The sequence below is a fragment of the Actinomycetospora callitridis genome, assembly GCF_028737265.1.
Classification (GTDB): Bacteria; Actinomycetota; Actinomycetes; order Mycobacteriales; family Pseudonocardiaceae; genus Actinomycetospora; species Actinomycetospora callitridis.
Window position 1 is genome coordinate 300917 of the sequence record NZ_JAQZAK010000001.1, and the last position, 23206, is coordinate 324122.

General features: G+C 72.9%; 22 protein-coding genes. 8 read left to right on the plus strand and 14 right to left on the minus strand.

Annotated elements, in window-relative coordinates; genetic code table 11:
• Positions 1 to 22 precede the first annotated feature (22 nt).
• A complete protein-coding gene (locus PH191_RS01475; RefSeq protein ID WP_274192859.1) occupies positions 23 to 994 on the minus strand; it encodes a mechanosensitive ion channel family protein in 972 nt (323 codons plus the stop codon).
• Between the two features lie 185 nt (positions 995 to 1179).
• Here PH191_RS01475 and PH191_RS01480 point away from each other — a divergent pair, with 185 nt between their 5' ends.
• Both PH191_RS01480 and PH191_RS01485 read left to right on the plus strand, forming a co-directional pair.
• On the plus strand, positions 1180 to 2238 hold the full coding sequence (locus tag PH191_RS01480; protein ID WP_274192860.1) for a YihY/virulence factor BrkB family protein: 1059 nt from the start codon (positions 1180 to 1182) through the stop codon (positions 2236 to 2238).
• Between the two features lie 134 nt (positions 2239 to 2372).
• Entirely contained in the window at positions 2373 to 4235 is a 1863-nt protein-coding gene (locus PH191_RS01485) for an FAD-dependent monooxygenase (protein ID WP_274192861.1), read from the plus strand.
• A 228-nt stretch (positions 4236 to 4463) separates the two neighbouring features.
• On the opposite strand, the gene PH191_RS01490 is transcribed toward PH191_RS01485, so the two are convergent.
• Genes PH191_RS01490 through PH191_RS01520 form a run of 7 tightly spaced genes read right to left on the minus strand, consistent with a single transcriptional unit; the run spans position 4464 to position 11095 of the window.
• Complete coding sequence (locus tag PH191_RS01490) at positions 4464 to 5039, minus strand: P-loop nucleotide/nucleoside kinase family protein (protein ID WP_274192862.1); 576 nt, start codon at positions 5037 to 5039, stop codon at positions 4464 to 4466.
• The gene (locus PH191_RS01495; RefSeq protein WP_274192863.1) at positions 5032 to 6546 is read right to left on the minus strand and encodes a flavin-containing monooxygenase; all 1515 of its coding nucleotides are present in this window, start codon (positions 6544 to 6546) and stop codon (positions 5032 to 5034) included. The genes PH191_RS01490 and PH191_RS01495 overlap by 8 nt, the downstream gene beginning before the upstream one ends.
• 39 nt (positions 6547 to 6585) lie before the next feature.
• The gene (tatB, locus tag PH191_RS01500; RefSeq protein WP_274192864.1) at positions 6586 to 6948 is read right to left on the minus strand and encodes a Sec-independent protein translocase protein TatB; all 363 of its coding nucleotides are present in this window, start codon (positions 6946 to 6948) and stop codon (positions 6586 to 6588) included.
• A gap of 11 nt (positions 6949 to 6959) precedes the next feature.
• A complete protein-coding gene (gene tatC / locus PH191_RS01505) occupies positions 6960 to 7850 on the minus strand; it encodes a twin-arginine translocase subunit TatC (protein WP_274192865.1) in 891 nt (296 codons plus the stop codon).
• 3 nt (positions 7851 to 7853) lie between these two features.
• Positions 7854 to 8126: a Sec-independent protein translocase subunit TatA gene (tatA, locus tag PH191_RS01510; protein WP_274192866.1), complete on the minus strand. Its 273-nt coding sequence runs from the start codon at positions 8124 to 8126 to the stop codon at positions 7854 to 7856.
• Positions 8127 to 8184: 58 nt separating this feature from the next.
• Positions 8185 to 8661, minus strand: a complete 477-nt coding sequence (locus tag PH191_RS01515; RefSeq protein WP_274192867.1) for a (2Fe-2S)-binding protein — start codon at positions 8659 to 8661, stop codon at positions 8185 to 8187.
• Between the two features lie 10 nt (positions 8662 to 8671).
• Positions 8672 to 11095: a molybdopterin cofactor-binding domain-containing protein gene (locus PH191_RS01520; RefSeq protein WP_274192868.1), complete on the minus strand. Its 2424-nt coding sequence runs from the start codon at positions 11093 to 11095 to the stop codon at positions 8672 to 8674.
• Positions 11096 to 11432: 337 nt separating this feature from the next.
• On the opposite strand from PH191_RS01520, the gene ypfJ reads away from it, so the two are divergent.
• Positions 11433 to 12452 (plus strand): KPN_02809 family neutral zinc metallopeptidase, encoded by a 1020-nt coding sequence (gene ypfJ, locus PH191_RS01525; RefSeq protein ID WP_274192869.1) that lies wholly within the window; start codon positions 11433 to 11435, stop codon positions 12450 to 12452.
• A 3-nt stretch (positions 12453 to 12455) separates the two neighbouring features.
• Here the strand turns inward: ypfJ and purU are convergent, their stop codons facing one another.
• From purU to glnT, 6 genes are read right to left on the minus strand one after another with little or no spacing between them, the layout of a single operon-like run.
• Positions 12456 to 13316, minus strand: a complete 861-nt coding sequence (gene purU, locus PH191_RS01530; protein WP_274192870.1) for a formyltetrahydrofolate deformylase — start codon at positions 13314 to 13316, stop codon at positions 12456 to 12458.
• On the minus strand, positions 13313 to 13969 hold the full coding sequence (locus PH191_RS01535) for an aminomethyltransferase family protein (protein ID WP_274192871.1): 657 nt from the start codon (positions 13967 to 13969) through the stop codon (positions 13313 to 13315). The genes purU and PH191_RS01535 overlap by 4 nt, the downstream gene beginning before the upstream one ends.
• On the minus strand, positions 13962 to 16796 hold the full coding sequence (locus PH191_RS01540; RefSeq protein WP_274192872.1) for a 2Fe-2S iron-sulfur cluster-binding protein: 2835 nt from the start codon (positions 16794 to 16796) through the stop codon (positions 13962 to 13964). The genes PH191_RS01535 and PH191_RS01540 overlap by 8 nt, the downstream gene beginning before the upstream one ends.
• The gene (locus tag PH191_RS01545; protein WP_274193650.1) at positions 16793 to 17065 is read right to left on the minus strand and encodes a sarcosine oxidase subunit delta; all 273 of its coding nucleotides are present in this window, start codon (positions 17063 to 17065) and stop codon (positions 16793 to 16795) included. The genes PH191_RS01540 and PH191_RS01545 overlap by 4 nt, the downstream gene beginning before the upstream one ends.
• 47 nt (positions 17066 to 17112) lie before the next feature.
• Positions 17113 to 18405, minus strand: coding sequence for a sarcosine oxidase subunit beta family protein (locus tag PH191_RS01550; RefSeq protein ID WP_274192873.1), 1293 nt, complete (start codon positions 18403 to 18405; stop codon positions 17113 to 17115).
• 47 nt (positions 18406 to 18452) lie between these two features.
• Complete coding sequence (glnT, locus tag PH191_RS01555; protein WP_274192874.1) at positions 18453 to 19817, minus strand: type III glutamate--ammonia ligase; 1365 nt, start codon at positions 19815 to 19817, stop codon at positions 18453 to 18455.
• Positions 19818 to 19951: 134 nt separating this feature from the next.
• Here glnT and PH191_RS01560 point away from each other — a divergent pair, with 134 nt between their 5' ends.
• From PH191_RS01560 to PH191_RS01580, 5 genes are all read left to right on the plus strand, one after another.
• A complete protein-coding gene (locus PH191_RS01560) occupies positions 19952 to 20671 on the plus strand; it encodes a FadR/GntR family transcriptional regulator (RefSeq protein ID WP_274192875.1) in 720 nt (239 codons plus the stop codon).
• A gap of 168 nt (positions 20672 to 20839) precedes the next feature.
• The gene (locus tag PH191_RS01565) at positions 20840 to 21139 is read left to right on the plus strand and encodes a hypothetical protein (RefSeq protein WP_274192876.1); all 300 of its coding nucleotides are present in this window, start codon (positions 20840 to 20842) and stop codon (positions 21137 to 21139) included.
• Complete coding sequence (locus PH191_RS01570; protein ID WP_274192877.1) at positions 21136 to 21579, plus strand: hypothetical protein; 444 nt, start codon at positions 21136 to 21138, stop codon at positions 21577 to 21579. The genes PH191_RS01565 and PH191_RS01570 overlap by 4 nt, the downstream gene beginning before the upstream one ends.
• Positions 21576 to 21758, plus strand: coding sequence for a hypothetical protein (locus PH191_RS01575; protein WP_274192878.1), 183 nt, complete (start codon positions 21576 to 21578; stop codon positions 21756 to 21758). Before PH191_RS01570 ends, PH191_RS01575 begins: the two co-directional genes overlap by 4 nt.
• The gene (locus PH191_RS01580) at positions 21755 to 23206 is read left to right on the plus strand and encodes an APC family permease (protein ID WP_274192879.1); all 1452 of its coding nucleotides are present in this window, start codon (positions 21755 to 21757) and stop codon (positions 23204 to 23206) included. The genes PH191_RS01575 and PH191_RS01580 overlap by 4 nt, the downstream gene beginning before the upstream one ends.

The following is a 23206-nucleotide window of genomic DNA, read 5'->3' on the forward strand; positions in this document are numbered from 1 at the left end:
GGTCGTGCGGGTCGTCGGGGCGTCAGCGCCGAGGAGCGCCTCCCGGCGGGGTGCCGGGCGACACGGGCTCGGTGGCGCCGGCGCCGTAGGGGTCGCCGGGCCGGGTCGCCGGACCCGCCTGACCGGGCTGGGCGTACGGGTTGCCCCCGGGGACGGCCGTCCCCTGCGGCGGCGTCGGCGCGGTCGGGGGAGCCCCCCCGTCGTGAGCACCGTCGTGCCCGTTGCCGCGCATCCCGCTCGGGGCGTGGGCCCGGGCGTCCGCCTCGGCCCGCTCGCGCCCGACCTGCATGTCGCGCTGCACCTGGTCGGACTGCTGCTGGGCCTTGCGGTAGCCGGAGTTGATCAGGTCGGCGGCGGCGTCACGCCCGCCGAGACCGAACGCGAGCGCCGAGCCCAGCGCGACCGCGCCGATCAGGGCGATGTAGGTGGCGGTGACGATCGTCTGCGCGATGCCGAGCTGGTTGAGGATCATGAAGACGGCGATGGCCATGACCAGCGTCGGGGCGGCGCTGCGCGCCACCCGGCCGGTGGGCGTGTCGCCCATGGTGCGGTGCACGAGTCCACCGACGGCGGCGGCGATCGCCGCGGCGACCAGGAAGATCAGCACGGCGGCGAGGACGTTCGGCAGGTACGAGAGCACCAGGTTCACGAACCCGGTGACGGCGGGGATGTTCAGCGTCCCGACCGCGGAGACGATGACGAAGACGAGCAGCACCCACTGCACGACCAGACCGACGAGCTTGGACGGGCTGCCGTCGGGGGAGAAGCGTCCGACGTACTCGCCACCGCGGCCGTGGGTCAGCCGCTCGTCGAGGCGGACGCGCCGCAGCAGCTTCGTGATCCCGGCCCGGAGGAGCCGCGCGATGATGTAACCGATGAGCAGGACGAGCAGCGCACCGATGATGTTCGGTACGTAGTTCAGCAGGGTGGTGAAGGCATTCTGCAGGCTCTGCAGAATATTGAATCCACCGCCTCCGGACGATGCGGGTGGCATACGGTTCTCCTTCTCCTCAATCGGTCGCGGAATACCCGTGGTCCCCGATCGGCGTCGGCGGTAACCGTTTCGTCCCCCGTTCGTCGTGTCCGGCCCGGCGGCGCGGAGGCGTCACACCACTCGATGGTGGGACCGGGCACGTATCGGGTATCTGCGGCGGCATCCGATCCCCGAGGAGGGCCATCGTGGGTGCCGTCATCCGACTGCTCTCCGCCGTGCTCGTCGTCCGCCAGATCGTGCGGAGTCCCGACCAGGACGGCCCGTCCCGCCGCCCACCGGTGCCCGCGACCGGGACCTCCGGCGAGGCGCCGGGCGTGCCCGGGGCACGCGCGCGATCTCCGCAGGAGGTGCCGGCGCGTGGCTGGTGGCAGATCGTCCGCCGCGCCTTCGCCGAGAGCAGCGCCGACAACGTGAGCATGCTCGCGGGCGGTGTCGCCTTCTTCGGCTTCCTCGCGATCATCCCGGCGCTCATCGCCCTCGTGTCGCTCTACGGGCTCGTCGCCGACCCCGCCCAGGTCGCGGCGACGATCGAGAACCTCAGCTCGGCGCTGCCCGCCAGTGCCCGGGACCTGGTGGTCGGCCAGATCGCGTCGGTCGTGAACGCCGGCACCGGGAGCCTGACCGTCGGGCTCGTCATCTCGGTGCTCGCGGCCCTGTTCAGCGCGTCGAGCGGCACGCAGAACCTGATGGCGGCGATCAACATCGCCTACGACGAGGACGAGGGCCGCAGCGCCGTGAAGCTGCGGGCCCTCGCGCTGGCGCTGACGGTCGGAGCGATCCTGTTCGTCGTCGTGGCCGTCGCGCTCGTGGCCGTCGCCCCGGTCCTGCTCGACGGACTCGGGACGGCGGGCCGCATCCTCGCGCAGGTCGTGCGCTGGGTGCTGCTCGTCGGGCTCGTCGTCCTCGGGCTCGCCGTGGTGTACCGCGTGGCCCCGGACCGCGACGCCCCGCGCTTCCGGTGGGTGACCCCGGGGTCGGTCGTCGCGACGCTGCTGTGGGTCGTCGGCAGCGTGGCCTTCAGCCTCTACGTCGACAACTTCGGCAGCTACAACAAGACCTACGGCGCCCTCGCCGGCGTCGTCGTGTTCCTGCTGTGGCTCTACCTGACCAGCTACATCGTGCTGCTCGGCGCCGAGGTGAACTCGGAGGCCGAGTACCAGACGGAGCAGGACACCACGCGCGGGCCCCCGCAGCCGATGGGCTCCCGAGGCGCCGCGAAGGCGGACGACGCCGTCGACGCCTGAGACACCCGACGCTCGCCCGCGGGGTGCCGATGGACGACACCACGTCGCCACTTCCGGGCCGAAATGGCGTTTCGCGAAGGAACTGCGCGACGCAGGGCGCGGTCCAGGGGCAGAAACGCTCCTACGGTGGGTACGTGGTCCAGTTCTACGTCGACGGCTACCGGACGGGCGATCCGTTCCTCGAGGAGCCGCATCCCTCGGTGCGCGACCGCCCGGACGGGCTCCCGGAGACCACGGACGTCCTCGTCGTCGGGTGCGGGCCGGCCGGCCTCGTGCTGGCGACGCAGATGGCGAGCTTCCCCGACCTCCGCACGGTGGTCGTCGACCGCCGGGACGGCCCGCTCGAGATCGGGCAGGCCGACGGGGTCGCGTGCCGCACCGTCGAGATGTTCGGGGCGTTCGGCCTCGCCGACCGCGTCATCGCCGAGGGCTACCAGGTCAACGAGGTGGCCTTCTGGCGCCCGGACCCCGACGACCCCTCCGCCATCAGGCGCACCGGCCGGATCCAGGACGTCGAGGACGACCTGTCCGAGATGCCGCACGTGATCGTCAACCAGGCGCGGATGCTCACCTACCTGCGCGAGCACATGGCGCGGTCGGCGGCCCGGCTCGAGCCCCTCTACGGCCTGCAGGTGGACGGGATCGCGGTCGCGACCGGCGACGAGCCGGTGACGGTGACGCTCGCGCACGTCGAGGGCGGCGAGGCGACCGGCGAGACGTCGACGATCCGGGCCCGCTACGTCGTCGGGTGCGACGGCGCCCGCAGCGCCACCCGCACCGCGATCGGCCGGGAGCTCGTCGGCGACCCGATGAACCAGGCCTGGGGCGTCATGGACGTCCTGGCCGTCACCGACTTCCCCGACATCCGGCTCAAGAGCGCGATCACCTCCGCCGAGGGCAGCATCCTGGTCATCCCGCGCGAGGGCGGGTACATGGTGCGGCTCTACATCGAGCTGGACTCCGTCGACGGCGTCCGCGACGTCACGCCCGAGACGCTCGCGGCCGTCGCCAACCGGATCCTCCACCCGTACGTGCTCGAGGTGCGCGACGTCGGGTGGTGGTCGGTGTACGAGGTCGGGCAGCGGCTCTGCGACAGGTTCGACGACGTGCCCGCCGGCTCCGAGGACCGTCTGCCGCGGGTGTTCATCGCCGGCGACGCCTGCCACACCCACAGCGCGAAGGCCGGCCAGGGGATGAACGTGTCGATGGCCGACACGTGGAACCTCGGCTGGAAGCTCGCCGCCGTCCTGCGGGGCCGGGCGCGCCCGGAGCTGCTGCACACCTACTCCGAGGAGCGCCACGAGGTCGCGCGGGAGCTGATCGACTTCGACCGCGAGTTCGCGGCCATGTTCAGCGCCCACCCCGGGGGGCAGGGGGCGGACCCGGAGAAGTTCCAGCGCTACTTCCGGGACCAGGGCCGCTTCACCGCGGGCGTCGCGGTCCGCTACGCGCCGTCGATGATCACGTCCGGCGCGCCGCACCAGCACCTCGCCGAGGGTCTGCCGGTGGGCATGCGGTTCCACTCCGCGCCGGTGATCCGGCTGGCCGACGCCAAGCCGATGCACCTCGGGCACGTCGCCCGGGCCGACGGCGCCTGGCGGCTCCACCTCTTCGCCGACCGCGACGGGTCCCGGCTCCGCGCGCTGTGCGCGTTCCTCGCCTCGCCGGCGTCCCCGGTCGTGCGCCACACCCCGCCCGGCGCCGAGCCCGACGAGGTGATCGACGTCCGGGCGGTGTTCCAGCAGGGGCACCGCGACCTCGCCGTCACCGACCTGCCGCCGGCCCTGCTCCCGCGCAAGGGGCGCTTCGGTCTCGTCGACTACGAGAAGGCCTTCTGCCCCGACCCCGCCGTCGACGTCTTCGACCTGCGCGGGATCGACCGCGCGGGCTGCGCGGTGATCGTGCGCCCGGACCAGTACGTGGCGCACGTCCTGCCGCTGGACGCGCACGCCGAACTGGCGGCCTTCTTCGCGGGGGTGCTGACCGAGGCGCGGTAGCCAACCCCTCCCGACGCGGCGACGCGGCGCGTGGGCTCCCTCCTCGTCCCCGGGCTTCGACGGCAGGTCGACCCCGTCCCGGAGGACGCTTCGGTTTTCGAAGCTTCCAGCTGGTGGTCCTCGGCCCCCGGAGTCGGGTGTGGCGGCCTCCTCGGTCAGGCCCGGGCGTCGGCCCGCAGCAGGCCGGCCCGAAGCCCGGAAGCTTCGGATTTCGAAGCGTCCGGCCGGTCACTCTCGGCCCCACCCCGCCCGCAGCTGGGCGTCGATGCCCTCGGGGCCGTCGGTGCGGTTGTCGACCGCGAGGTGGGGCACCGGCGGCGGGACGTCCGGCTGCATCCGCGCGGCGAAGGCGTCGAAGGACGCGAGCTTGCCCGCGTCGTGGTCCCGGCCCCTCGATGCGATCCGCCGGCGCAGCGTGGCGGCGTCCGACGCGACCCAGACCAGGTGCACGGGCTCGCCGCCGAGCTCGTCCACCCACCTCCGCCAGCGCCCGAGGTCCCGGATCTGGCCCGTGAACGGTGCGCTCAGCAGCACCGGGCACCCGCGGGCACGGATCTCCCGGGCGACGGCGGTCATCCCGCCGTACTCGTGCACCTTGACGTGCTCGTCGTACCAGGGCCCCTCGCGCTCGCCGGGAGGACGCCCGGCCGCCGCCAGCGTCGCGGACACGAAGCCGCCGTACATCGTGTCCTTGTCCAGCAGGGCCGGCACGGGCTGCAGCAGGGCCAGCAGCCGGTCGGCCACCGTCGATTTCCCCGACCCGGGCGGCCCTGCCACCACCCAGACCTCTGCCGGCTCAGGCACGGCGGAAGGAGGGGTAGCCGGCGGCGGCCTCGCGCAGGCACCGCTCCCGGTAGAGGCCGATGCCGCCGGCGTAGTCGGACGACGACGCGACGGGCATCGTGCCGGCGACCTCGTGGTGGTGGGCGATCCAGGCGTCCTCGCCCGCCGCCGTCGCCTCCAGCGTGCCGACGCCCGCGGCGCGCAGGTCGGCGATCGCCTGCGCGATCCACTCGACCTGCACCTGCCGGCAGGTCGTCATGAGGCACCGGTCGGACGGCGGCGTGAGCGGGGCGGCGGTGGTGAACAGGTTCGGGTAGCCGTGCTTCGCGAGCCCCAGCGTGCTGCGCGCCTCCCGTCCCCACTCCTCGGCCAGCACCTGCCCGCCGCGTCCGCGCACGTCGACCCGCGTCAGGGCGTCCGGTCCGCCGTCGAACGTCGAGGTCAGGACGATCACGTCGAGCGCGTGCACCGTGCCGTCGGACAGCTCGATCCCCTCGGGGACGAGGCGGTCGATCGGCGTGTGCGCCAGGTCGACGAGGTCGACGTCGTCGCGGCCGAACACCTCGAGGTAGCCGGAGTCCAGGCGGACGGGCCGCACCCCGAACACGCCCCGCGGCACGAGCACGTCGGCGAGGCCGGGATCGGACAGCCGTGCGCGCATCGCCGCCCGCACGGCCTCGCCCGCGTCCCCAGGAGCGCCGAGGGCACCCGTCCACGCCGACCTCGTCCCGTCGCCGAGCACCGGCGCGCGCTCCTCGTCGCCGGTGAGGGTGTGGACGACGGTGTCGCGGAGCGCGGCGAACCGGCTCCGGTAGGCGTCCCGCTCGCGCCAGCCGAACACCGGGTTCGCGCGGGGCAGGAGGTCGACGGGACGGGTGGCGAAGACCGTCAGCCGGGACACCTGATCGACGATCGTCGGCACGAGCTGGACCGCCGCCGCGCCGCTCCCGAGGACGCCGACCCGCTGTCCGGTGAGGTCGTACCGGCCCTCCGGCCAGTGCGCGGTGTCGAGGACCGGTCCCGCGAAGCCCCCGCCGATCAGGTCGATGGTCCGCTCCGGCAGCAGGCCCGTGCAGGCGACGACGAACCGCGTGTCGAGGGTCTCGCCACGGTCGGTGCGCACGGTCCAGCGGCCGCGCTCCTCGTCGAGGTGCAGGTCGACGATCCGGGTGCCGAGGCGGAGGTCGCGGCGGAGGTCGAGCCGGTCGGTGACGAACCGCAGCCACCGCTGCACCTCGTACCCGGCGGGGTAGCGCTCGCTCCAGCCCCAGTCGCGGTAGAGCTCCTCGGAGAACAGGTACTGGTACCCGGGCCCCTCGGAGTCGAGATGTGAGCCCGGGTAGCCGTGCCACCACCACGAGCCCCCGACGTCCTCGGCGGCGTCGTAGGCGCGCACGCGCAGACCCTGCGCGCGCAGCAGGTGCAGCTGGTACAGCCCGGCGACGCCCGCGCCGATCACGACGGCGTCGAGCTCCTCCACCGTCACCTCACCGTCCCGGTCGGTCGGTCGGTGGATCACGACCTGCATGCCGGCATCCTGCCGCGCCCCGGCGTGCGCGGCGAGGCGCTACGGCACCGGGGCCTCGCTCGCCGCTCCTGCGGGCGGGGCCACCGGCATCCCCGGCCTCCCCGACCGCCGGACGGGCCGGGGGGCGGGTGCCGGCGCGGCGGGCTCGTCCCGCAACGCCTCGCGCCAGGCACGGCGCGGGTCCGCCGAGCGGATCTCGGCGAGCGGCTCGCGCAGCTCGTCGAGCTGGCGACGGACCTCGGCGAGGTCGGCGGCCTCGCCCACCTGGTCCTTGACCGCCGTGGCGTACTGCTTGGCCTGGGTGGCCATCCCGGCCACCGCGCGGATCGCGGCGGGGAGCCGCTCCGGGCCGATCACGAAGAAGCCGACGAGGGCGAGCAGGAGCAGCTCACCCATGCTCATCCCGAACACGGCTACCTCACCTCCTTCTCGAGGGGCGACGGCTGGTCGTCGTCGAGGTCCTCCCAGCCGGGGTCGCGGCGGGCGCGGCGTCGGTCGTGCAGCCGGCAGACCTGGGTGGCGGCCTCGAGCAGCACGCAGAGCGCGGCGCCCAGCACCGCCATGGAGATCGGGTCGCCGCCGGGCGTCGCGACCCCGGCGAACAGGAACGCGCCGAAGATCATGCCGCGGCGCCAGCTCGCCAGCTTCCGGTAGGAGACGACCCCGACGCGGTTCAGCATGATCACCACGAGCGGGGTCAGGAACGCGACGCCGAAGACCACCATGAGGGACAGGACCAGCGAGTAGTACTCGTCGCCGCGCAACGCCGTGGTCTGGACGCTGTTGCCGACCATGAGCAGGAACCCGAGCGCCTCGGCGACGACGAGGTACGCGATCACCGCGCCCCCGGCGAAGAGCACCGAGGCACTGCTGACGAACAGCACCGCGCCCCGGCGCTCGCGGCGCCGCAGCCCGGGGGTGACGAACGCCCACAGCTGCCCGAGCCACCCCGGCGAGGACAGGACCACGCCGGCGGTGATCGCGACCTTGAGCCGCAGGACGAACTGGTCGAACGGTCCGGTGGCGAGCAGCCGGCACTCGCCGGCGCCCAACCCGGCGCGCGCCGTCGACGGCAGGGAGCAGTAGGGCTCGAGCAGCAGGGCGCCCAGGGTGGGCGCCCCGAAGACCGCGTTCTCGTACCAGACGAACCCGGCCACCGTGCCGACCGCCACCGCGAGCAGCGCCCAGGCAAGTCGGCGACGCAGCTCGAGCAGGTGGTCGAGCACCGACATCGTGGCGTCGGGGTTCCGGCGCCGGCGGCCGGGCCACCACCGGCTCGACCGCAGCCGCCCCAGGTCCGGCACGGCCTAGACCGTCGAGGCGTCGGTGGACCTCGCCGGGGCGGGGTCGGCCGCCGGCGTCATGCCGGCGGGCCGCGCGGGCCCGGCCTCGACGGCGGCGGGCGCCGGTGCGGGCGCCGGGGACTCACCGTCGTCGGTCAGGGCCTTGGTCTCGGCCTTGAAGATGCGCAGCGACCGGCCGATGCCGCGGGCGGCGTCGGGCATGCGCTTGGCGCCGAAGAGCAGCAGGACGACGACGAGGATGACCAGCCAGTGGGTGGGGCTGAGGGCTCCGGTCATGACGGTTCCTTCCGACAGAGATCAGGGGGAGCGGGGTGGAGACGGGGGAGCAGGAGCGCTACATGTTCTCGGCGCCCTGCTTGATGGCCTCCCGGATGCGGGAGTACGTGCCGCAGGCGCACATGTTGCGGATCTCGTCGATGTCGTCGTCGGTGATCGATCCGCCGTCGGCCTCGACCTTCTTCACGAGGTCGACGGCGGCCATGATCTGGCCGGGCTGGCAGTAGCCGCACTGCGGGACGTCCCGGTCGATCCACGCCTCCTGCATCGGGTGCAGGTCGGCGCCGACGGTGTCGGGGAGGCCCTCGATCGTGGTGACCTCGTCGGTGGGCTGGATCGCGCTGACCGGCACCGAGCAGGGGTTGAACGCCCGGCCGTTGATGTGGCTGGTGCAGGCCTTGCAGACGTTGATGCCGCAGCCGTACTTGGGCCCGGTGATGCCGAGGACGTCGCGCAGCACCCAGAGCAGGCGCACGTCGTCCTCGATGTCGACCGTCACGGGGCGGCCGTTGACCTTGAAGGTGCGGGGAGGCATGCGGGGCTCCTCAGCTCGCGGGGTTGAACGCCGGGCCGGCCGCGGACGGCGTCGGGTACGCCGTGAGGCCGTCCGTGGGGGACGGGGGCAGCGGCGGGACGAACTTCTTGACCTCGAACGGCACGTCCTTGGTGTGGCCGATCGGGAAGCTGGTGGGCATCTCCCCGACGGCCCGGGCGTAGGCGCAGGCCACCGCGGCCGTCGCCGCACCCACGGCGAGCTCGCCGGCGCCGCCGGGCCGGTCGCCGCTGGGCGGCATGACGATCACGTCGATCTCCGGCGGGGCGTTCCAGTGCCGGGTGTAGCGGTAGTCGTCCCAGCTGCCCTCGAGGAAGTTGCCGTCGCGCAGGTGCAGGCTGCCGGTGAACACGTGGGAGATCCCGGTCATGACCCCGCCCTCCATCTGGGCCTTGAGGCCGAGCGGGTTGATGGCCAGGCCCACGTCGACGGCCACGGTGACCTTGCGGACCCGCGGGCCGGTGGTGGCCCCGCGGATCTCGCGCTCGGCCGTCGCCGGACGCGTGTCGACCTCGGCGAGCACGGCGACCGAGCCCTTGTACTCGTTGTGCACGACGACGCCCTGGGCGACGCCCTCGGGCAGGTCCCGGCCCCAGTCGCCCTCGTCCCGGACCGCCTCCAGGACGGCCTTGGCCCGCTCGTCCTCGACGCGGTTGATCCGGAAGTCCATCGGGTCCTTGCCCAGGCGCTCGGCGAGCTGGTCGACCATGAGCTCCTGCGCGGGCCGGAAGTCCTGGTTGTTGAGGTTGCGGACGCTGCCGGTGGCGAACCGGTCGAAGTCGAAGATCTCGTTGTAGCCGAACACGATGGCGCCGAGGTCGTACGGCACGCTGGCGGTCAGCAGGAAGACGGTCTGCGAGAGCGTGAGCTCGTTGGCGAACGGCAGCTTCGCGGCCTGCGACGTGATCATGTCGCCGAAGGACTCGGTGTAGTCGGTGGCGACGCTCGTCTGCCGCTGCTCGAAGCTGACGACCTCGCCGAGGCCCGGGCTGTAGGTGGCCTTCACCCGCGAGATGCACATCGGGTGGACGCGGCCGGCCCGGCACTCGTCGGCGCGGTGCCACATGAGCCGCACGGGCTTGCCGATCTCCTGCGACACGCGCGCGGCGTCGAGCGCGGCGTCGCTGAAGAGCCGGCGACCGAAGGCGCCGCCGCCGCGGGGGACGTGGACGGTCACCTGGGCCGGGGTCATGCCGAGGACCTGGGCGAGCTGGCTCTGGGTGACGATCGGGATCTGGCTGGGCGTCCAGACCTCCGCCTCGCCGTCGCGGACGTCGGCGATGGCGACGTTGGGCTCCATCGCGGCGTTGCTGCGCCAGTAGAAGACGAACTCCTGCTCGAGCGCCTCGACCGGGCCGACGGCCCCGAGGGCGTCGGTGGCGAGGGGGACCACTCCGCCCACCTCGTCCAGCGGGGTCGGCGAGGGCAGGTTGGCCGGCGCGTCGGCCGCGCGCAGCTGCTCGAGGATCGTCTCGTCCGACTCGTCGTCGACGTTGCCCCCGCCCCAGGTGATGTCCAGGGCGTTGACCGCGTCGATGCACTGCCCGAACGTCCGGGCGCGCACCGCGACCGCGGACGAGGTGGTCCCCCGGCCGGGCTCCGCGTCGGTGGAGATCTCGACGACGTCGGTGACCCCGGGCATGGTGCGGACCTGGTCGAGGTTGTTGACCGACTCCACGGTCCCCTTGATCGTCGGCGGCCGGGCGATCATGGTCGGCAGTGCGTCGGGGACGTCGAGGTCCATCGTGTACTTCTTGCTCCCGGTCACCGCCGCGCGCACGTCGTCGCGGCGCGTGTCGGTGCCGATGACGGTGAAGTCGTCGACCGGCTTGAGCTCGGTGATCGCCTCCCGCGTCACGGAGTTCGCCGCCGCGGTGGCCAGCTCGGCGAACGGGACGCTCGACCCGGCGGTGGAGAGCACCCGGCCGCCGGTGGTGCGCAGGTTCTCGGCCTCGTCGCCGAGGATCGTCGCCGCCGCCTCGACGAGTTGCCCGCGGGCCAGCGCCGCCGCCACCCGGACCGGCGTGTAGATGGAGATGACCGACGCCGAACCCTGGGTCTGCTGGTTGAACAGCAGCTCGGGGCGCGCGTCGGCGAGGGTGACGTTGACGTCGGAGACGTCGATGCCCATCTCCTCGGCGATGAGCACCGCCGCCGTCGTCGTGATGCCCTGGCCGCTCTCGGCCCGCGGGATGCTGAACGAGACGGTGCCGTCCTCGTTGACGACGACGGTGATGAGGTTCGCCGTCGCGCGGGTGGAGTCCAGCAGCAGGTCGGACAGGTCGTAGACCTCCGACACCTCGGGGGCCGGCGAGGGCAGCGCGTTGGCCTCGAGGACCGAGTCGGCGGTCAGCTTCACGCCGACCGCGAGGGTCGGGGCGGCGATCAGGTACCCGAGGAAGCGGCGACGCTCCATGCCGGCGACGGTGGGCCGCGTCCTGTCCGCCGGTCGGCGGGACGGTCGCGGGGCGGAGCGGTGCTTGGCCGGCATCGCGGTCCTTTCGGCGTGGTGGAGCCGTTCGGTGTAGTCCATAGCGCTTGAAGGACTAACGACTTCGATCACGGGACGGTAACGGACGCCTGTCAAGATCATTAAACTGTGTCGGCGAACAAGCTCGATCACGTCCGTGATCAGGACTTTTCCGCCGGAACCGGATCTCGGCGCGGGCGCCTCACGGCGATGCGCGCGCCGACGGCCCGGTCTGGGCCAGGATCAGGGCTCCACACCTCCCTCCACCCCGACGGGCCTGCCGATGCGCTACGACGACGACGCCCAGCTCGACGCCTCCGAGGTCACGGACACCCGTGGCCAGGGCGGGTCCGGCTCGGGCTTCGGGGGACTCGGCGGGGGCGGTGGTGGCGGCCTCCTGCCGCTGCTCATCGGGCTGCTCTTCCGCGGACGCAGCGGCAAGGTCAGCTGGGTCCTCATCGTCGTCGTGGTGGTCGGCTTCCTCGCCGTGACGTTCCTCGGTGGCGGGGGCGGCCAGGGGTCGTCGATCGCGGGCGCGTTCGGCGAACCCGGCGGGCCGGCGGTGGCGGGCACGTCGGAGCTGGCCGGCGAGTGCCGCACCGGCGCGGACGCGAACACCAACCCCGACTGCGCGATCGTCGCCGACATCAACTCGATCCAGGCGTACTGGGCGGGCGGTGGCTACGCGCAGATCGCGTCGAGGGTGCGGGGCGCGCAGCCGCGCTACCAGAACGTCGACACCGTGTTCTTCAGCGGCCGGGTGAACACCCGCTGCGGCAGCGCCGACTCCAGCTCCGGGCCGTTCTACTGCCCGGCCGACGACCTCGTGTACATCGACCTGACCTTCTACGACCAGCTGCGCCAGCAGTTCGGCGCTCAGGGCGGCCCGCTGGCCAACGCCTACGTGCTCGCCCACGAGTACGGCCACCACGTGCAGGACCAGCTCGGCACCCTCGGCACCACCGAGTCCGCGTCGGCCCGGCAGGGCGCGTCGTCGGCGGCGGTGCGCGTCGAGCTGCAGGCCGACTGCTACGCCGGCGTCTGGATGAACAACGCGACCAGGCCACAGGGTGGGCGGCCCGCGTTCATCACCGAGATCACCCAGGCCGACCTCGACACCGCGGTCGACGCCGCGACGCGCATCGGCGACGACTACATCCAGGGCCAGCTCGGCGGCGGCACCGTCGACCCCGACTCGTTCACCCACGGCACGTCGGCGCAGCGCAAGAAGTGGCTCACCACGGGGTTCACCACCGGCGACCCCGCCCGCTGCGACACGTTCCGGACGAACGACCTGGGCTGAGAATCAGAAGACGAGCGTCGTCCGTCCCGTGACGACGACGCGGTCGGCGCAGTGCGCGGCGACGGCGCGGGCCAGCACGCTGCGCTCGACGTCCGCGCCGCGGCGGGTGATGTCGGCGACGGTGTCGCGGTGCGAGACGCGGGCGACGTCCTGCTCGATGATCGGGCCCTGGTCGAGGTCCTCGGTGACGTAGTGCGCCGTGGCGCCGACCAGCTTCACCCCGCGCTCCTTCGCCTGCGCGTAGGGCCCGGCGCCGACGAACGCCGGCAGGAACGAGTGGTGGATGTTGATCGCGGGCACGCCGAGGGCGTTGAGGAAGCCGCCGCTCAGGATCTGCATGTAGCGGGCGAGGACGACGAGGTCGACGCGGCCGTCGAGCAGCTCGATCTGCTGCTTCTCGGCGACGTCCTTGGTGTCCCGCGTGACGGGGATGTGCGCGTAGGGCACGCCGAACCGGGCGACCTCGTCGGCGAGGTCGGGGTGGTTCGACACGACCTGGACGATGTCGACGCCGAGCTCGCCGCGGCGCTGCCGCCACAGCAGGTCGAGCAGGCAGTGGTCGAGCTTCGAGACGAACACCGCGACCCGCGTGCGCTCGGCGGCGATGCGCAGCCGGAAGGTGATGTCGTAGCGGTCGGCCACCTCCTCGCCGAACTCGGCGGTGAGCTCGTCGAGGGCCTCCTCGAGGCCCGGCAGCCGGAAGACCAGCCGCATGACGAAGTGCCCGCCCTCGGGGTCGGTGGTGTCCTGGTCGGACTGCACGATCGTCGCGTTGTGCGCGTGCAGGAACGAGCTGATCGCCGCCACCAGTCCGGGCTGGTCGCGGCAGGAGACCACCAGCCGCCCGACGTCGGTGTCGCTCACCGGGCCGTCCCGCCGGACCCGAGCCCCCGGAAGCCGGTGACCTCCACCGCGGAGCGGGAGCCGGCGTCGAGCAGCGCGTCCCACAGGTACTGGCCCGACGAGCGCTCGCAGTGCAGCAGGTAGGACCGCACGCCGGCGACGTCGTCGCGCACGACGTCGGTGACCACGGCCGCGACCGACGTCCGCAGCGCCGTCCCGTCGGGGGTGACGGTGTCGGCGAGGTCGATCGCGCAGACGCCGGCCAGGACGGCGGTGGCCGCCGGGCCCTGCAGCCGCACCAGCGCGCGGCCGTGGGTGAGGTCGAGGACCGACGTGAGCTCGCCGGTGCCGGCCAGGCGCTCCTCGAGGGCGGTGCGCAGCGCCGGGGCCGTGCCCGGCGCGCCGAGCGCGAGCCACTCCCCGGGGGCGGACCCGACGAGCAGCACCGCTCCGGACCCGAGGTCGGTGCGCAGCGTGCGCCCGAACCCCACGCCCAGGGCCTCGCGACCCGCACCGTCGAAGGGGGCGCGGACGAGCACCTTCGCGAGCGGGGTCTCGTCCGAGAGCGTGGACGCGCCGGTCGCGGCGCGCGCGCTGACCTCCCACCCGTCGAGGACGGTGGCGGGGGAGGGGGCGATCGGGCTGCGTGCCAGGGGTGCAGCGGTGTCAGACACGCTGGCGCTCTCCTTCGGGGTCGACGTGGACGCGGTCGGTCACCTCGGCGACGACGTCGCGCCCGTCGGGCAGGCGGACGGTGACACGGGTGCCGACGGCCGCCAGCTCGCGGTCGAGCTGGGCCAGCCCGATCGAGCGCCCGAGCGTCGGGGACATCCGGCTGGACGTCACGCGCCCGGCGATGCCGCCGGCGCGGTCGAGGATCTGGCTGGCCTCCGGGGGCACGATCGTCCCGTCGAGCGTGCGCAGGCCGACCAGGCGCGGGTGGGTGTCGCGGCCGTGCTGCCACACCAGCTCAGGCTTGCCGACGAAGTCCGGCTTGTCGAGCTTGATCAGCTCGTCGACACCGGCACTGAAGCCCTGGGTCAGGCCGTCGGTGTCCTGCCCGACGATCGCGTGCCCCTTCTCCAGGCGCAGGACGCGCTGCGCCTCCACGCCGAAGGGGCGCACGCCGAGGTCCTCGCCGGCGGCCATCAGCTGTTCCCACACGTGCAGGCCGTACGCGGCCGGCACGTGGACCTCGAAGGACAGCTCGCCGGTGAACCCGATCCGCCAGAGCACGCAGTCGGCGACGCCGGCCACCGTGCCGGTGCGGACGCTCATGTAGCCGAAGGATTCGGACCCCAGGTCCAGGTCGGTGAGCCGGCCGAGCAGTTCGCGCGACCGGGGCCCGGCGACGTTGATGCTCGCGTACGCCGTGGTCACCGGGGTGACGTGCACCTGCCACTGCGGGCGTGCCGTCTGCAGCCAGCGCTCCGCCCACTCCCACACCGCGGCGGCACCCGAGGACGTCGTCGACATGAGGTAGTGCTGCTCGCCCAGGCGTCCGGTGACGCCGTCGTCGAGCACCACCCCGTCCTCGGCGCACATGACCCCGTAGCGCACGCGGCCGACGCCGAGCTTCTGCCACTTGTTGACGTAGAGCAGCTCGAGCAGCTCCGGTACGTCCGGCCCGCGCAGGTCGAGCTTGCCGATGGGGGTGACGTCGATGAGCCCGACCGCGGTGCGCACGGCCGTCACCTCGCCGGCGGGGTCGCCGTAGTGGTCGGGACGGATCCACTGGCCGGCGACGAGCGGGACCGCGCCGTGGCGCTCGTGCCACGGCTGCATCGGGGAGTACCGCACGGGTTCGCGCGGCCGGCCGGCGAGCGCGCCCAGGGTCACCGGCGCGTACATCGGGCGCCACGTGGTGGTGCCCGTCTCCGCGATCGTGCTGCCGGTGGCCTCGGCGAGGACCGCGACGGTGTTGACCGTCTCGAGCTTGCCCTGGCCGGGCCCCATGGTGGCGGTGGTGTAGCGCTTGACGAGCTCGACCGAGTCGTAGCCCTCCGCCGCGGCGGTGATGATGTCCTTGGCCGAGACGTCCTCGGAGAGGTCGACGAAGCCGCCGGTGCCGTTCGTGAACAGTTCGGGGTGGTCGGCCACGGCCAGATCCGGGACGGTCACGGCGGTCCCCGCTGTCCGCAGCGCCCGCCGCGCCGCCTCGCGGCCCACCGCGTCGGCGTGCTCCACCACCTGCGCGACGTCGCCCTCGCCGACGATCCCGCCGGCGGCCAGCACGTCCTCGGGCATGCGCGCCGGGTCGGGCCGGAACCGCGCGGTGCGCGGGTCGTAGACGGGGTTGTCGCCGGACTGGTTGAGCAACGACGTCGGCGCGGTCCACCCCACGGCGGTGACGAGCAGGTCGGCCTCGACCCGGCTGCCGTCGCCCAGCTCGACCGCGCGCACCCCCTGCCGCCCGTGGGCGGCGGTGATCGTCTCGCCCCGGCGCGCGTCGACGACGGCGGCGACCTCCACGCCCGCGTCCTCGAGGTCGGCGATCGCGGCGTCGCCCTCGGGGTTCGCGGTGAGCACCACGGCGCGCTGCCCCGGCTGCACCGCCCAGAGGTTGATCAGCCGTCGCACGGCGGTCGAGAGCACCACGCCGGGCAGGTCGTTGCCGGCGAAGACGTAGGGGCGCTCGATCAGCCCCGGGGCCACGACCAACGCGCCCGCCCGGGCCTTGATCAGCCGCTCGTCGACGCCGGGCAGGCTGCGCTGCACGATCGGGATCCAGTTGTCGTCGTAGCGGGCGGCGACCACCGAGTCGGTGAGCACCTCGATGCCGGGCTGCGCGGCGACCTGGGCGCGGAGATCCCGGAGCGCCGCCCGGTCGCCCGGCCCGCCCCAGCGCAGGTGCCCGCCGAGCTGGTGCTCCTCCTCGACGAGCATCACCGACGCGCCGGCGCGGGCGGCCGCCACCGCGGCGGCCATCCCCGCGGGTCCGCCGCCGGCGACCACCACGTCGGGGTGGGCGTGGCGCTTGTCGTAGTAGCCGCGGTCGGTGTCGGGCGGCACCTCGCCGGCGTGCACGAAGGTGCGCAGGACCTTCTCGTACGCGGGCCACAGCCGCTCGGGCTTGATGAACGTCTTGTAGTAGAAGCCGGTGGCCAGGAACCGCTCGGCGAGCCCGTTGACGGCCTTGACGTCGAAGCGCAGGGACGGCCAGGTGTTCTGCGAGCTGACCTCGAGGCCCGGGGTGAGCAGGCGGTGCGCGCCGCGGACGTTCGGCTCGTCGCCGACCTGCACCATGGTGCCCGGGTCGAGGTAGCTCGCGGTGAGCAGCCCGCGGGGCCGGTGGTACTTGTAGCTGCGCGAGAACACGCGCTCGCCCGCGGCCGCGAGCGCCGAGACGATCGTGTCGCCGGGGTGGCCCGTGTAGCGGGTGCCGTTCCAGGTGAAACCGACGGTGCGCCGCCGGTCGATGACCTCGCCCTCGCGGGGCGGGAGGCGCCGGTCGGTGGCGTCGTCGGCGCCGCGGCGCCGTGTCGTCGGCAGGATGCTCATCGGGCTCCCTCCCGGGCGACCTGCACGGCGTCCCGGACCTCGCGGACCTCGTGCGTGAGCGTGTGCCGCTCCACGACGAGCCAGCGGCGGCAGCCGGCGCCGTGGTACCAGCTCTCGGTGACCCAGCCGCGGGTGTTGGCGTGGAAGTACAGGTAGCGCCGCCACTCCTCGGGCGTCGTCGTCGCCGGGTCGGGTCGCGCGCCGCCCTCACCGGCGTACTTGAACTCTCCGGCGTTGCGGGGCCCGCACCAGGGGCAGGGAAGCAGCATCACGACAGGTCACCTCATGACGGGCGAAGGACGAGGGGCGCCGGCGACTAGTGGCCCACCGCGGCCGCCCCCTTCTCCCCGACGAGCCGCCCGGAGAGGAAGCGGTCCAGCCCGAAGGCCGAGATGATCTCCGGCGGCTTGCCCTCGGCGAGACAGGCCGCCATCGCCTCCCCGGAGACCGGGCCGGCCTTGAAGCCGTAGGTGCCCCACCCGACGTCGACGTAGAAGCCCTCGACCGGCGTCGGGCCCATGATCGGGGAGTAGTCCGGTGTCATGTCGCAGAGCCCGGCCCACTGGCGCAGCAGGCGCATCTTCGCGAGCGCCGGCATGAGCTCCAGGACGTGCCCGGCGATGCCCTCGGTGAACTCCAGCGAGCCGCGCATCGAGTACGACGCGAAGGGGTCGACGCTCGCACCGAACACCAGCTCGCCACGGTCGGTCTGGCTGACGTACACGTGCAGCGTCCCCGAGACGACGACGGTGTCGAGGAATGGGCGGACCGGCTCGGTGACCGCGGCCTGCAGCGGGAACGTCTGCACCGGCATGGCCACCCCGGCCATGTCCGAGATGAGGCTGGACCAGCCCGCGGTGGCGTTGAGCACCACCGGCGTCGCGATCCGCCCGCGGGTGGTCTGCACGCCGGTGACGCGCCCGCGCTCGACGTCGATCCCGGTGACCTCGGTCTTCTGGTGGATGTGCACGCCGTGCGCGTCGGCGGCGCGGGCGTAGCCCCACACCACCGCGTCGTGGCGGACCACGCCGCCCGGCGGGTGGTACAGCGCGCCGAGGATCGGATAGCGGGTCTCGGCCGAGGTGTCGAGGTACGGCACGAGCTCCTTCACCTCGCCCGGCCCGATCACCGCGGACTCGACGCCCTGGAGCTTGTTGACCTCGGTGCGCCAGGCCATCGTGCGCATCGACGCGTCGTTGTGCGCCAGCGTGAGGTGCCCGCGCTGGGAGAACATGACGTTGAAGTTCAGATCCGCGGCCAGGTGCTCGTAGAGCTTCACCGAGCGGTCGTAGAAGCGCACGCCCTCGGGCGTGAGGTAGTTCGAGCGCAGGATCGAGGTGTTGCGGCCCGACCCGCCGCCGCCGATGTAGGACCTGTCCAGCACCGCCACGTTCGTCATGCCGTGGTTCTTCGCGAGGTAGTACGCGGTGGCCAGGCCGTGCACCCCGCCGCCGATGATCACGGCGTCGTAGCTGGGGCGCAGCTCCCGGTCGTGCCAGGCCCGCGGCCAGTCGGAGCGCGAGAGCCCGTGGCGCAGGAGGCTCCACGCCGAGTAGCCCCGCACGCGCCCGATGCCGTTGCGGTGGCCGTTGCCGTTCGTGCTGGTCACCCGGGGTCCTTCCGAGGGTTGCGGGCCGGGAAGTCGCGCACCGGTTCTCAGGCCTGCGTGAGGTACCGCCGGACCTCCCAGTCCGACACGGACGCGTGGTACTCGTCGAACTCCTGCTGCTTGACCGCGGCGAAGTAGTCGATGAAGTCGCCGCCCGTGGTCTTGCCCAGCGCGGCGCGCAGGACGTCGTCCTCGACGAGCTCCTCGACCGCGCGGTCCAGCGTCTTCGGGAGGTGCTTGATGCCGCGGGCGCGCACCTCGTCGGAGTGCAGGGCGAAGAGGTTGTCGTCGGTGCAGGCGCCCGGGTCGATCTCGCGGTCGATGCCGTCGAGGCCGGCCGCCAGCAGGGCGGTGGCGGCGAGGTAGGGGTTGGCGGAGCCGTCGACCCCCCGGTGCTCGATGCGTCCGCCCTCGGGGACGCGCAGCATCACCGAGCGGTTGTTGCCGCCGTAGGCCACGTACGCCGGGGCCCAGGTGGAGCCGGAGGTCGGGGCGCCGACGCCGATGCGCTTGTAGGAGTTGACCGTCGGGCAGATGATCCCGGCGACCGCCCGGCCGTGCTCGAGCAGCCCGCCCAGGTAGTGGCGGGCGAGCGGCGAGAGGCCCAGCGGGTCGGACTCGTCCTCGAACAGCGGCGTGTCGTCCTGCGACCACAGGCTCTGGTGGATGTGCAGCCCGTTGCCGGTGACGTTGCTGAACGGCTTGGGCATGAACGTGGCGACCATGCCGGCGTCGTGCGCCAGCATGTGGATCATGTACCGGAAGAAGATGGTGCGGTCGGCCGTGGTCAGCGCATCCGAGTAGTGCCAGTTGTTCTCGAACTGGCCGGTGCCGTCCTCGTGGTCGTTCGCGTAGTTGCCCCAGCCGAGGGTGTTGAGGTTCCGCGACACGGTGGACAAGTGGTCCCACATCCGCGTCAGGCCCTTGACCTCGTAACAGGGCTTCGCGGCGGTGTCGAGCGGGTCGGCGACCTCCAGCGTCCCGTCCTCACGGCGGCGCAGCAGGCTGTACTCCAGCTCGGTGCCGGTCTTGAGCACCCAGCCGCGCTTCTCCGCGAGCTCCGCGAGCTGGCGGCGCAGGATCACGCGCGGGGCGTAGGGCCAGGGCTTGCCCTCGACGTGCGGGTCGCAGTGCAGCACCGCGACGCCCGGCTTCCAGGGCAGGGGCGTGTAGGACGCCGGGTCCGGGACGACGAGCACGTCCGGGTCGGCCGGCGACTGCCCGAGGTCGCCCGCGGCGTAGCCGGCGAACCCGGCCCCGCCGTCCATGAGCAGGTCGAACGACGAGAACGGGATGGCCTTCGCGCACGGCTTCCCGTGCAGGTCCACGAACATCGCCAGGAAGAACTCGATGCCGTCCGCCTCGGCGCGTTCCCGCAGGTCGCTGCGTGCCCTGTCGTCAGCAGAGTCCATGCCGCCTCCCCGGGAAGGTGTGGACTTAGAACCATTCACGCCCGCGCCGAAAGGTGTCAACCCCGTCACGGTCGCCCGCGCACAACCCGTCTGCTCGGACACGCACCGTGACCGGAACGCGGTAGCCTCCCGCCATGGCCCGGCAGGTCACCTCCACGACGCTGGCCCAGGCCGTGGCCGACCACCTCCGGATGCGCATCCACCGCGGCGACGTGAGCCCGGGGGAGCGCCTGCCCGCGGAGCGGGATCTCGCCGAGCAGCTGGGCGTCGCACGGATCAGCCTGCGGGAGGCGATCCGGCAGCTGCGCGAGGACGGCTACGTCGAGGTCCGGCGGGGCTCCACCGGCGGCACGTACGTCACCGAACTGCGGCGCCCGGCCGAGGCCTGGCGGTCCCGGATGCGCGAGCAGGTCGGCGAGATGGACGACATCCTCGACTTCCGCATCGCGCTCGAGACCGAGACCGCCACGCTCGCCGCCCGCCGGCACACCGAGGCCGGCCTCGTGCCGATCCGCGACGCGATCGCGGCGCTCAGCGGGGTCATCGGGCGCACGGCCTTCCGGCAGGCCGACTCCCGCTTCCACGTCGCGCTGGCCCGCGCCGCCGGCAACGAGCGGCTCGAGGAGGCCGTCGAGGCCGCGCGCGGTGAGCTCTTCAGTCCCCGCGACCTCCTGCCGTTCCGGGAGCCGGTCGAGGAGACGCTCCGCGACCACCAGGCGATCTACGAGGCCGTCGCGGCCGGTCACGAGGGCGAGGCCGCCGAGGCCATGCGGGCGCACCTCGAGCGGGCGCGCCGCCAGCTGCGGTTCATCGTGTTCGGCGCCGCCGACGACGCGGAGTGGCCCACCGACTGACGGTCGTGACCTCACATGGGGTTGACACGGTGTGGCGTGGGTCTCTTATTGTCAGCTCGTTCTTGGTCTGCAGATGAGACCAATGCGGGGCCGCTCGCGCCGGCCCGGCAGCGGACCCCGTCATCGACCCGTGCCCACGGCGGCCACGGCGCGATCGGAGGCACGGTCATGAGCTCACTCGACGACCGCATCGCGGGGCTGTTGCGCCGCGACCGGCTCCTCGCGATCGGCAGCACCGTCGCCATGTGGGTGGTGCTGGTGTTCGTCTTCCTCGCCGCGGCGCCCACGGTGCCCGGGACCACGCTGCTGGTGGTCCTCGGCGTCGCGATGGTGGCGCTCGGCGGCCTGAACACCGCCTCGGCCGCGGCGCTGATCCGGCGCTACCGGGCGGCGAAGGACCAGGTCTACCGACCCGACATCGAGAACCTCGACGCCCAGCGGGCCGCGAAGCACGGGAGCGTCTCGTGACCGCGGACGCCGGGCGGCGGGCGGCCTACGAGCCGCCGAAGCAGTCGGTCCGGGGCCAGCTCCTGGACGCGTTCGTCGTCCTCGCGCTGATCTTCGTGACCCTGTTCGGGACGACCTATCTGATCGAGTCCGAGGACACCGGCGGCGGCGCCGTGCGTCCGCTGGCCGAGCTCCCCATCACGCCGGGCGAGCGCGTGCAGTACCAGAAGATGATCGACACCGGTGTCGCCGACCTGGAGACGATCTCGGCGGGCGTCGAGGCGAACCAGGCCGGCGCCGACAAGTACGAGATCGACGTCCTGGCCCTGCTCGGGACGGCGGTGCTGCTCGCCCTCTACCTCGGCTTCGTCTACCGCGTGTCGTTCCGCGAGTACCGCGAGGTCGTGGAGGAGAAGTTCGGGCCCAGCGACGTCGACGGCGAGTCCGGGAGGCAGTCATGAGCACCGTGGCCGTGGTGGAACTGATCGCTTGGGTGGTCAGTGCGCTCATCGCGGGCTGGCTGGTCCTCGACGTCCTCAAGGTCGCCCGTCACCACGACGAGTCGACCCTGGTGAACGCGCCGGACCCGCTCGAGGAGCCGCCGGGCACCGTCGAGGGGTCGGGGGTGAGGTCGGCATGAGCGCCACCGAGGACGCCCCCGTCGCCGCACCGTCGACCACCGCGGCCCAGGAGCGGCCGGCCCTGCGCAAGGTGCTCGCGCCGATGCACATCTGGGCCCTCGGGGTCGGGATCGTGCTCGTCGGCGAGTTCATGGGCTGGAACTTCGCGGTGGAGAAGGGCGGTATGTACGGCGCCCTGGTCGCCTGCTGGGTCGTCGGGCTGCTCTACACGTGCATCGTCATGATCAATTCCGAGGTCACCTCGGCGATCCCGGCCGCCGGCGGGCAGTACGCGCAGGCCAAGCACACCGTCGGGCCGTTGATGGCGTTCAACGTCGGGCTCTACCTGACGCTCGCGTACACCATGCTCGAGGCGGCCAACGCCAACGTCCTGTCCGACCTGCTGAGCACCCTGTCCGGGCTCATGGGCAGCGAGCAGGAGCTCTCGCCCTATCCCTTCGCGGTACTCGCGATCCTCGCCCTGGCGTTCCTCAACTACCGCGGGGTGTTCGCCTCGCTGACGCTCAACCTCGTCATCACCGGGTTCGCGTTCGCGACGATCCTCGTGCTGTTCGTCGGCCTGCGGGCGTGGTCGCCGTCGGGCGAGCTCGACCTGGCCGGCCTCGCGGGGGACGCGACGAACGCCCTGCCCTACGGGTGGATCGGCGTGATCGCGGCCTTCCAGTTCGGCATGTGGTTCTACCTCGGCATCGAGGGCACCGCGCAGGCCGCGGAGGAGTGCCGCTCGGCGCCGCGCTCGGTGCCGCTGGGCAGCCTCGCCGGGATCATGACCCTGATCATCGCGGCCTCCCTGACGTGGTTCGTCTGCGCCGGGACGCTGCCGTGGCACTACCTGGGCACGGCGATCACGCCGTTGTTCGACGCCGCGCTCGTCTCGGGGCAGGACGTCCTGGTCGTGCTGCTCCTGCTGGGGACGCTGTGCGCCACGCTCGCCTCGGCCAACGGGTGCATCAACGACGCCTCGCGGGCGTGGTTCTCGATGGGCCGCGACCGCTACCTGCCGGAGTGGTTCGGCGCGGTGCACCCGAAGTACCACACGCCGTTCCGGGCGATCGTGTTCCTCGTCCCGGTGGCGATCGCCTTCGCGCTGCTGCCGGTCCTGCTCTCCGAGCCGACGCTGCTGTCGACGGTGATCACGTTCTCGATCCTCTCGGGGCTGCTCATGTACAGCTTCATGGGGCCGAGCTTCATCCGCTTCCGGCGGCTGTGGCCGCTGGGCAAGATCACCCGGGCCTACACGCTGCCCCTGCACCCGGCGCCGGCGATCGCCCTGCTCGCGCTCTCGGCCGTCGTCTTCTTCGCGACGTTCCTGGGCTACGGCGCCGCGCTCCTGTCGATCCTGGCCTTCTACCTGCTGGCGTCGATCTGGTTCGTGCTCCGGCGCTACAAGTTCGTGCGACGGGGGGCGCAGTTCACCGCCGACCTGCCGCGTCCCGAGGGGTACTGA

Bases quoted from the DNA above. Each gene is read 5' to 3' on its own strand.
- tatB (WP_274192864.1), bottom strand. From the start codon at position 6,948: ATGAGCATGGGTGAGCTGCTCCTGCTCGCCCTCGTCGGCTTCTTCGTG.
- PH191_RS01495 (WP_274192863.1), bottom strand. From the start codon at position 6,546: ATGCAGGTCGTGATCCACCGACCGACCGACCGGGACGGTGAGGTGACG.
- PH191_RS01540 (WP_274192872.1), bottom strand. From the start codon at position 16,796: ATGAGCATCCTGCCGACGACACGGCGCCGCGGCGCCGACGACGCCACC.
- PH191_RS01565 (WP_274192876.1), top strand. From the start codon at position 20,840: ATGAGCTCACTCGACGACCGCATCGCGGGGCTGTTGCGCCGCGACCGG.
- PH191_RS01520 (WP_274192868.1), bottom strand. From the start codon at position 11,095: ATGGAGCGTCGCCGCTTCCTCGGGTACCTGATCGCCGCCCCGACCCTC.
- PH191_RS01580 (WP_274192879.1), top strand. From the start codon at position 21,755: ATGAGCGCCACCGAGGACGCCCCCGTCGCCGCACCGTCGACCACCGCG.
- ypfJ (WP_274192869.1), top strand. From the start codon at position 11,433: ATGCGCTACGACGACGACGCCCAGCTCGACGCCTCCGAGGTCACGGAC.
- PH191_RS01560 (WP_274192875.1), top strand. From the start codon at position 19,952: ATGGCCCGGCAGGTCACCTCCACGACGCTGGCCCAGGCCGTGGCCGAC.
- PH191_RS01575 (WP_274192878.1), top strand. From the start codon at position 21,576: ATGAGCACCGTGGCCGTGGTGGAACTGATCGCTTGGGTGGTCAGTGCG.
- tatA (WP_274192866.1), bottom strand. From the start codon at position 8,126: ATGACCGGAGCCCTCAGCCCCACCCACTGGCTGGTCATCCTCGTCGTC.
- PH191_RS01515 (WP_274192867.1), bottom strand. From the start codon at position 8,661: ATGCCTCCCCGCACCTTCAAGGTCAACGGCCGCCCCGTGACGGTCGAC.
- PH191_RS01545 (WP_274193650.1), bottom strand. From the start codon at position 17,065: ATGCTGCTTCCCTGCCCCTGGTGCGGGCCCCGCAACGCCGGAGAGTTC.
- glnT (WP_274192874.1), bottom strand. From the start codon at position 19,817: ATGGACTCTGCTGACGACAGGGCACGCAGCGACCTGCGGGAACGCGCC.
- PH191_RS01475 (WP_274192859.1), bottom strand. From the start codon at position 994: ATGCCACCCGCATCGTCCGGAGGCGGTGGATTCAATATTCTGCAGAGC.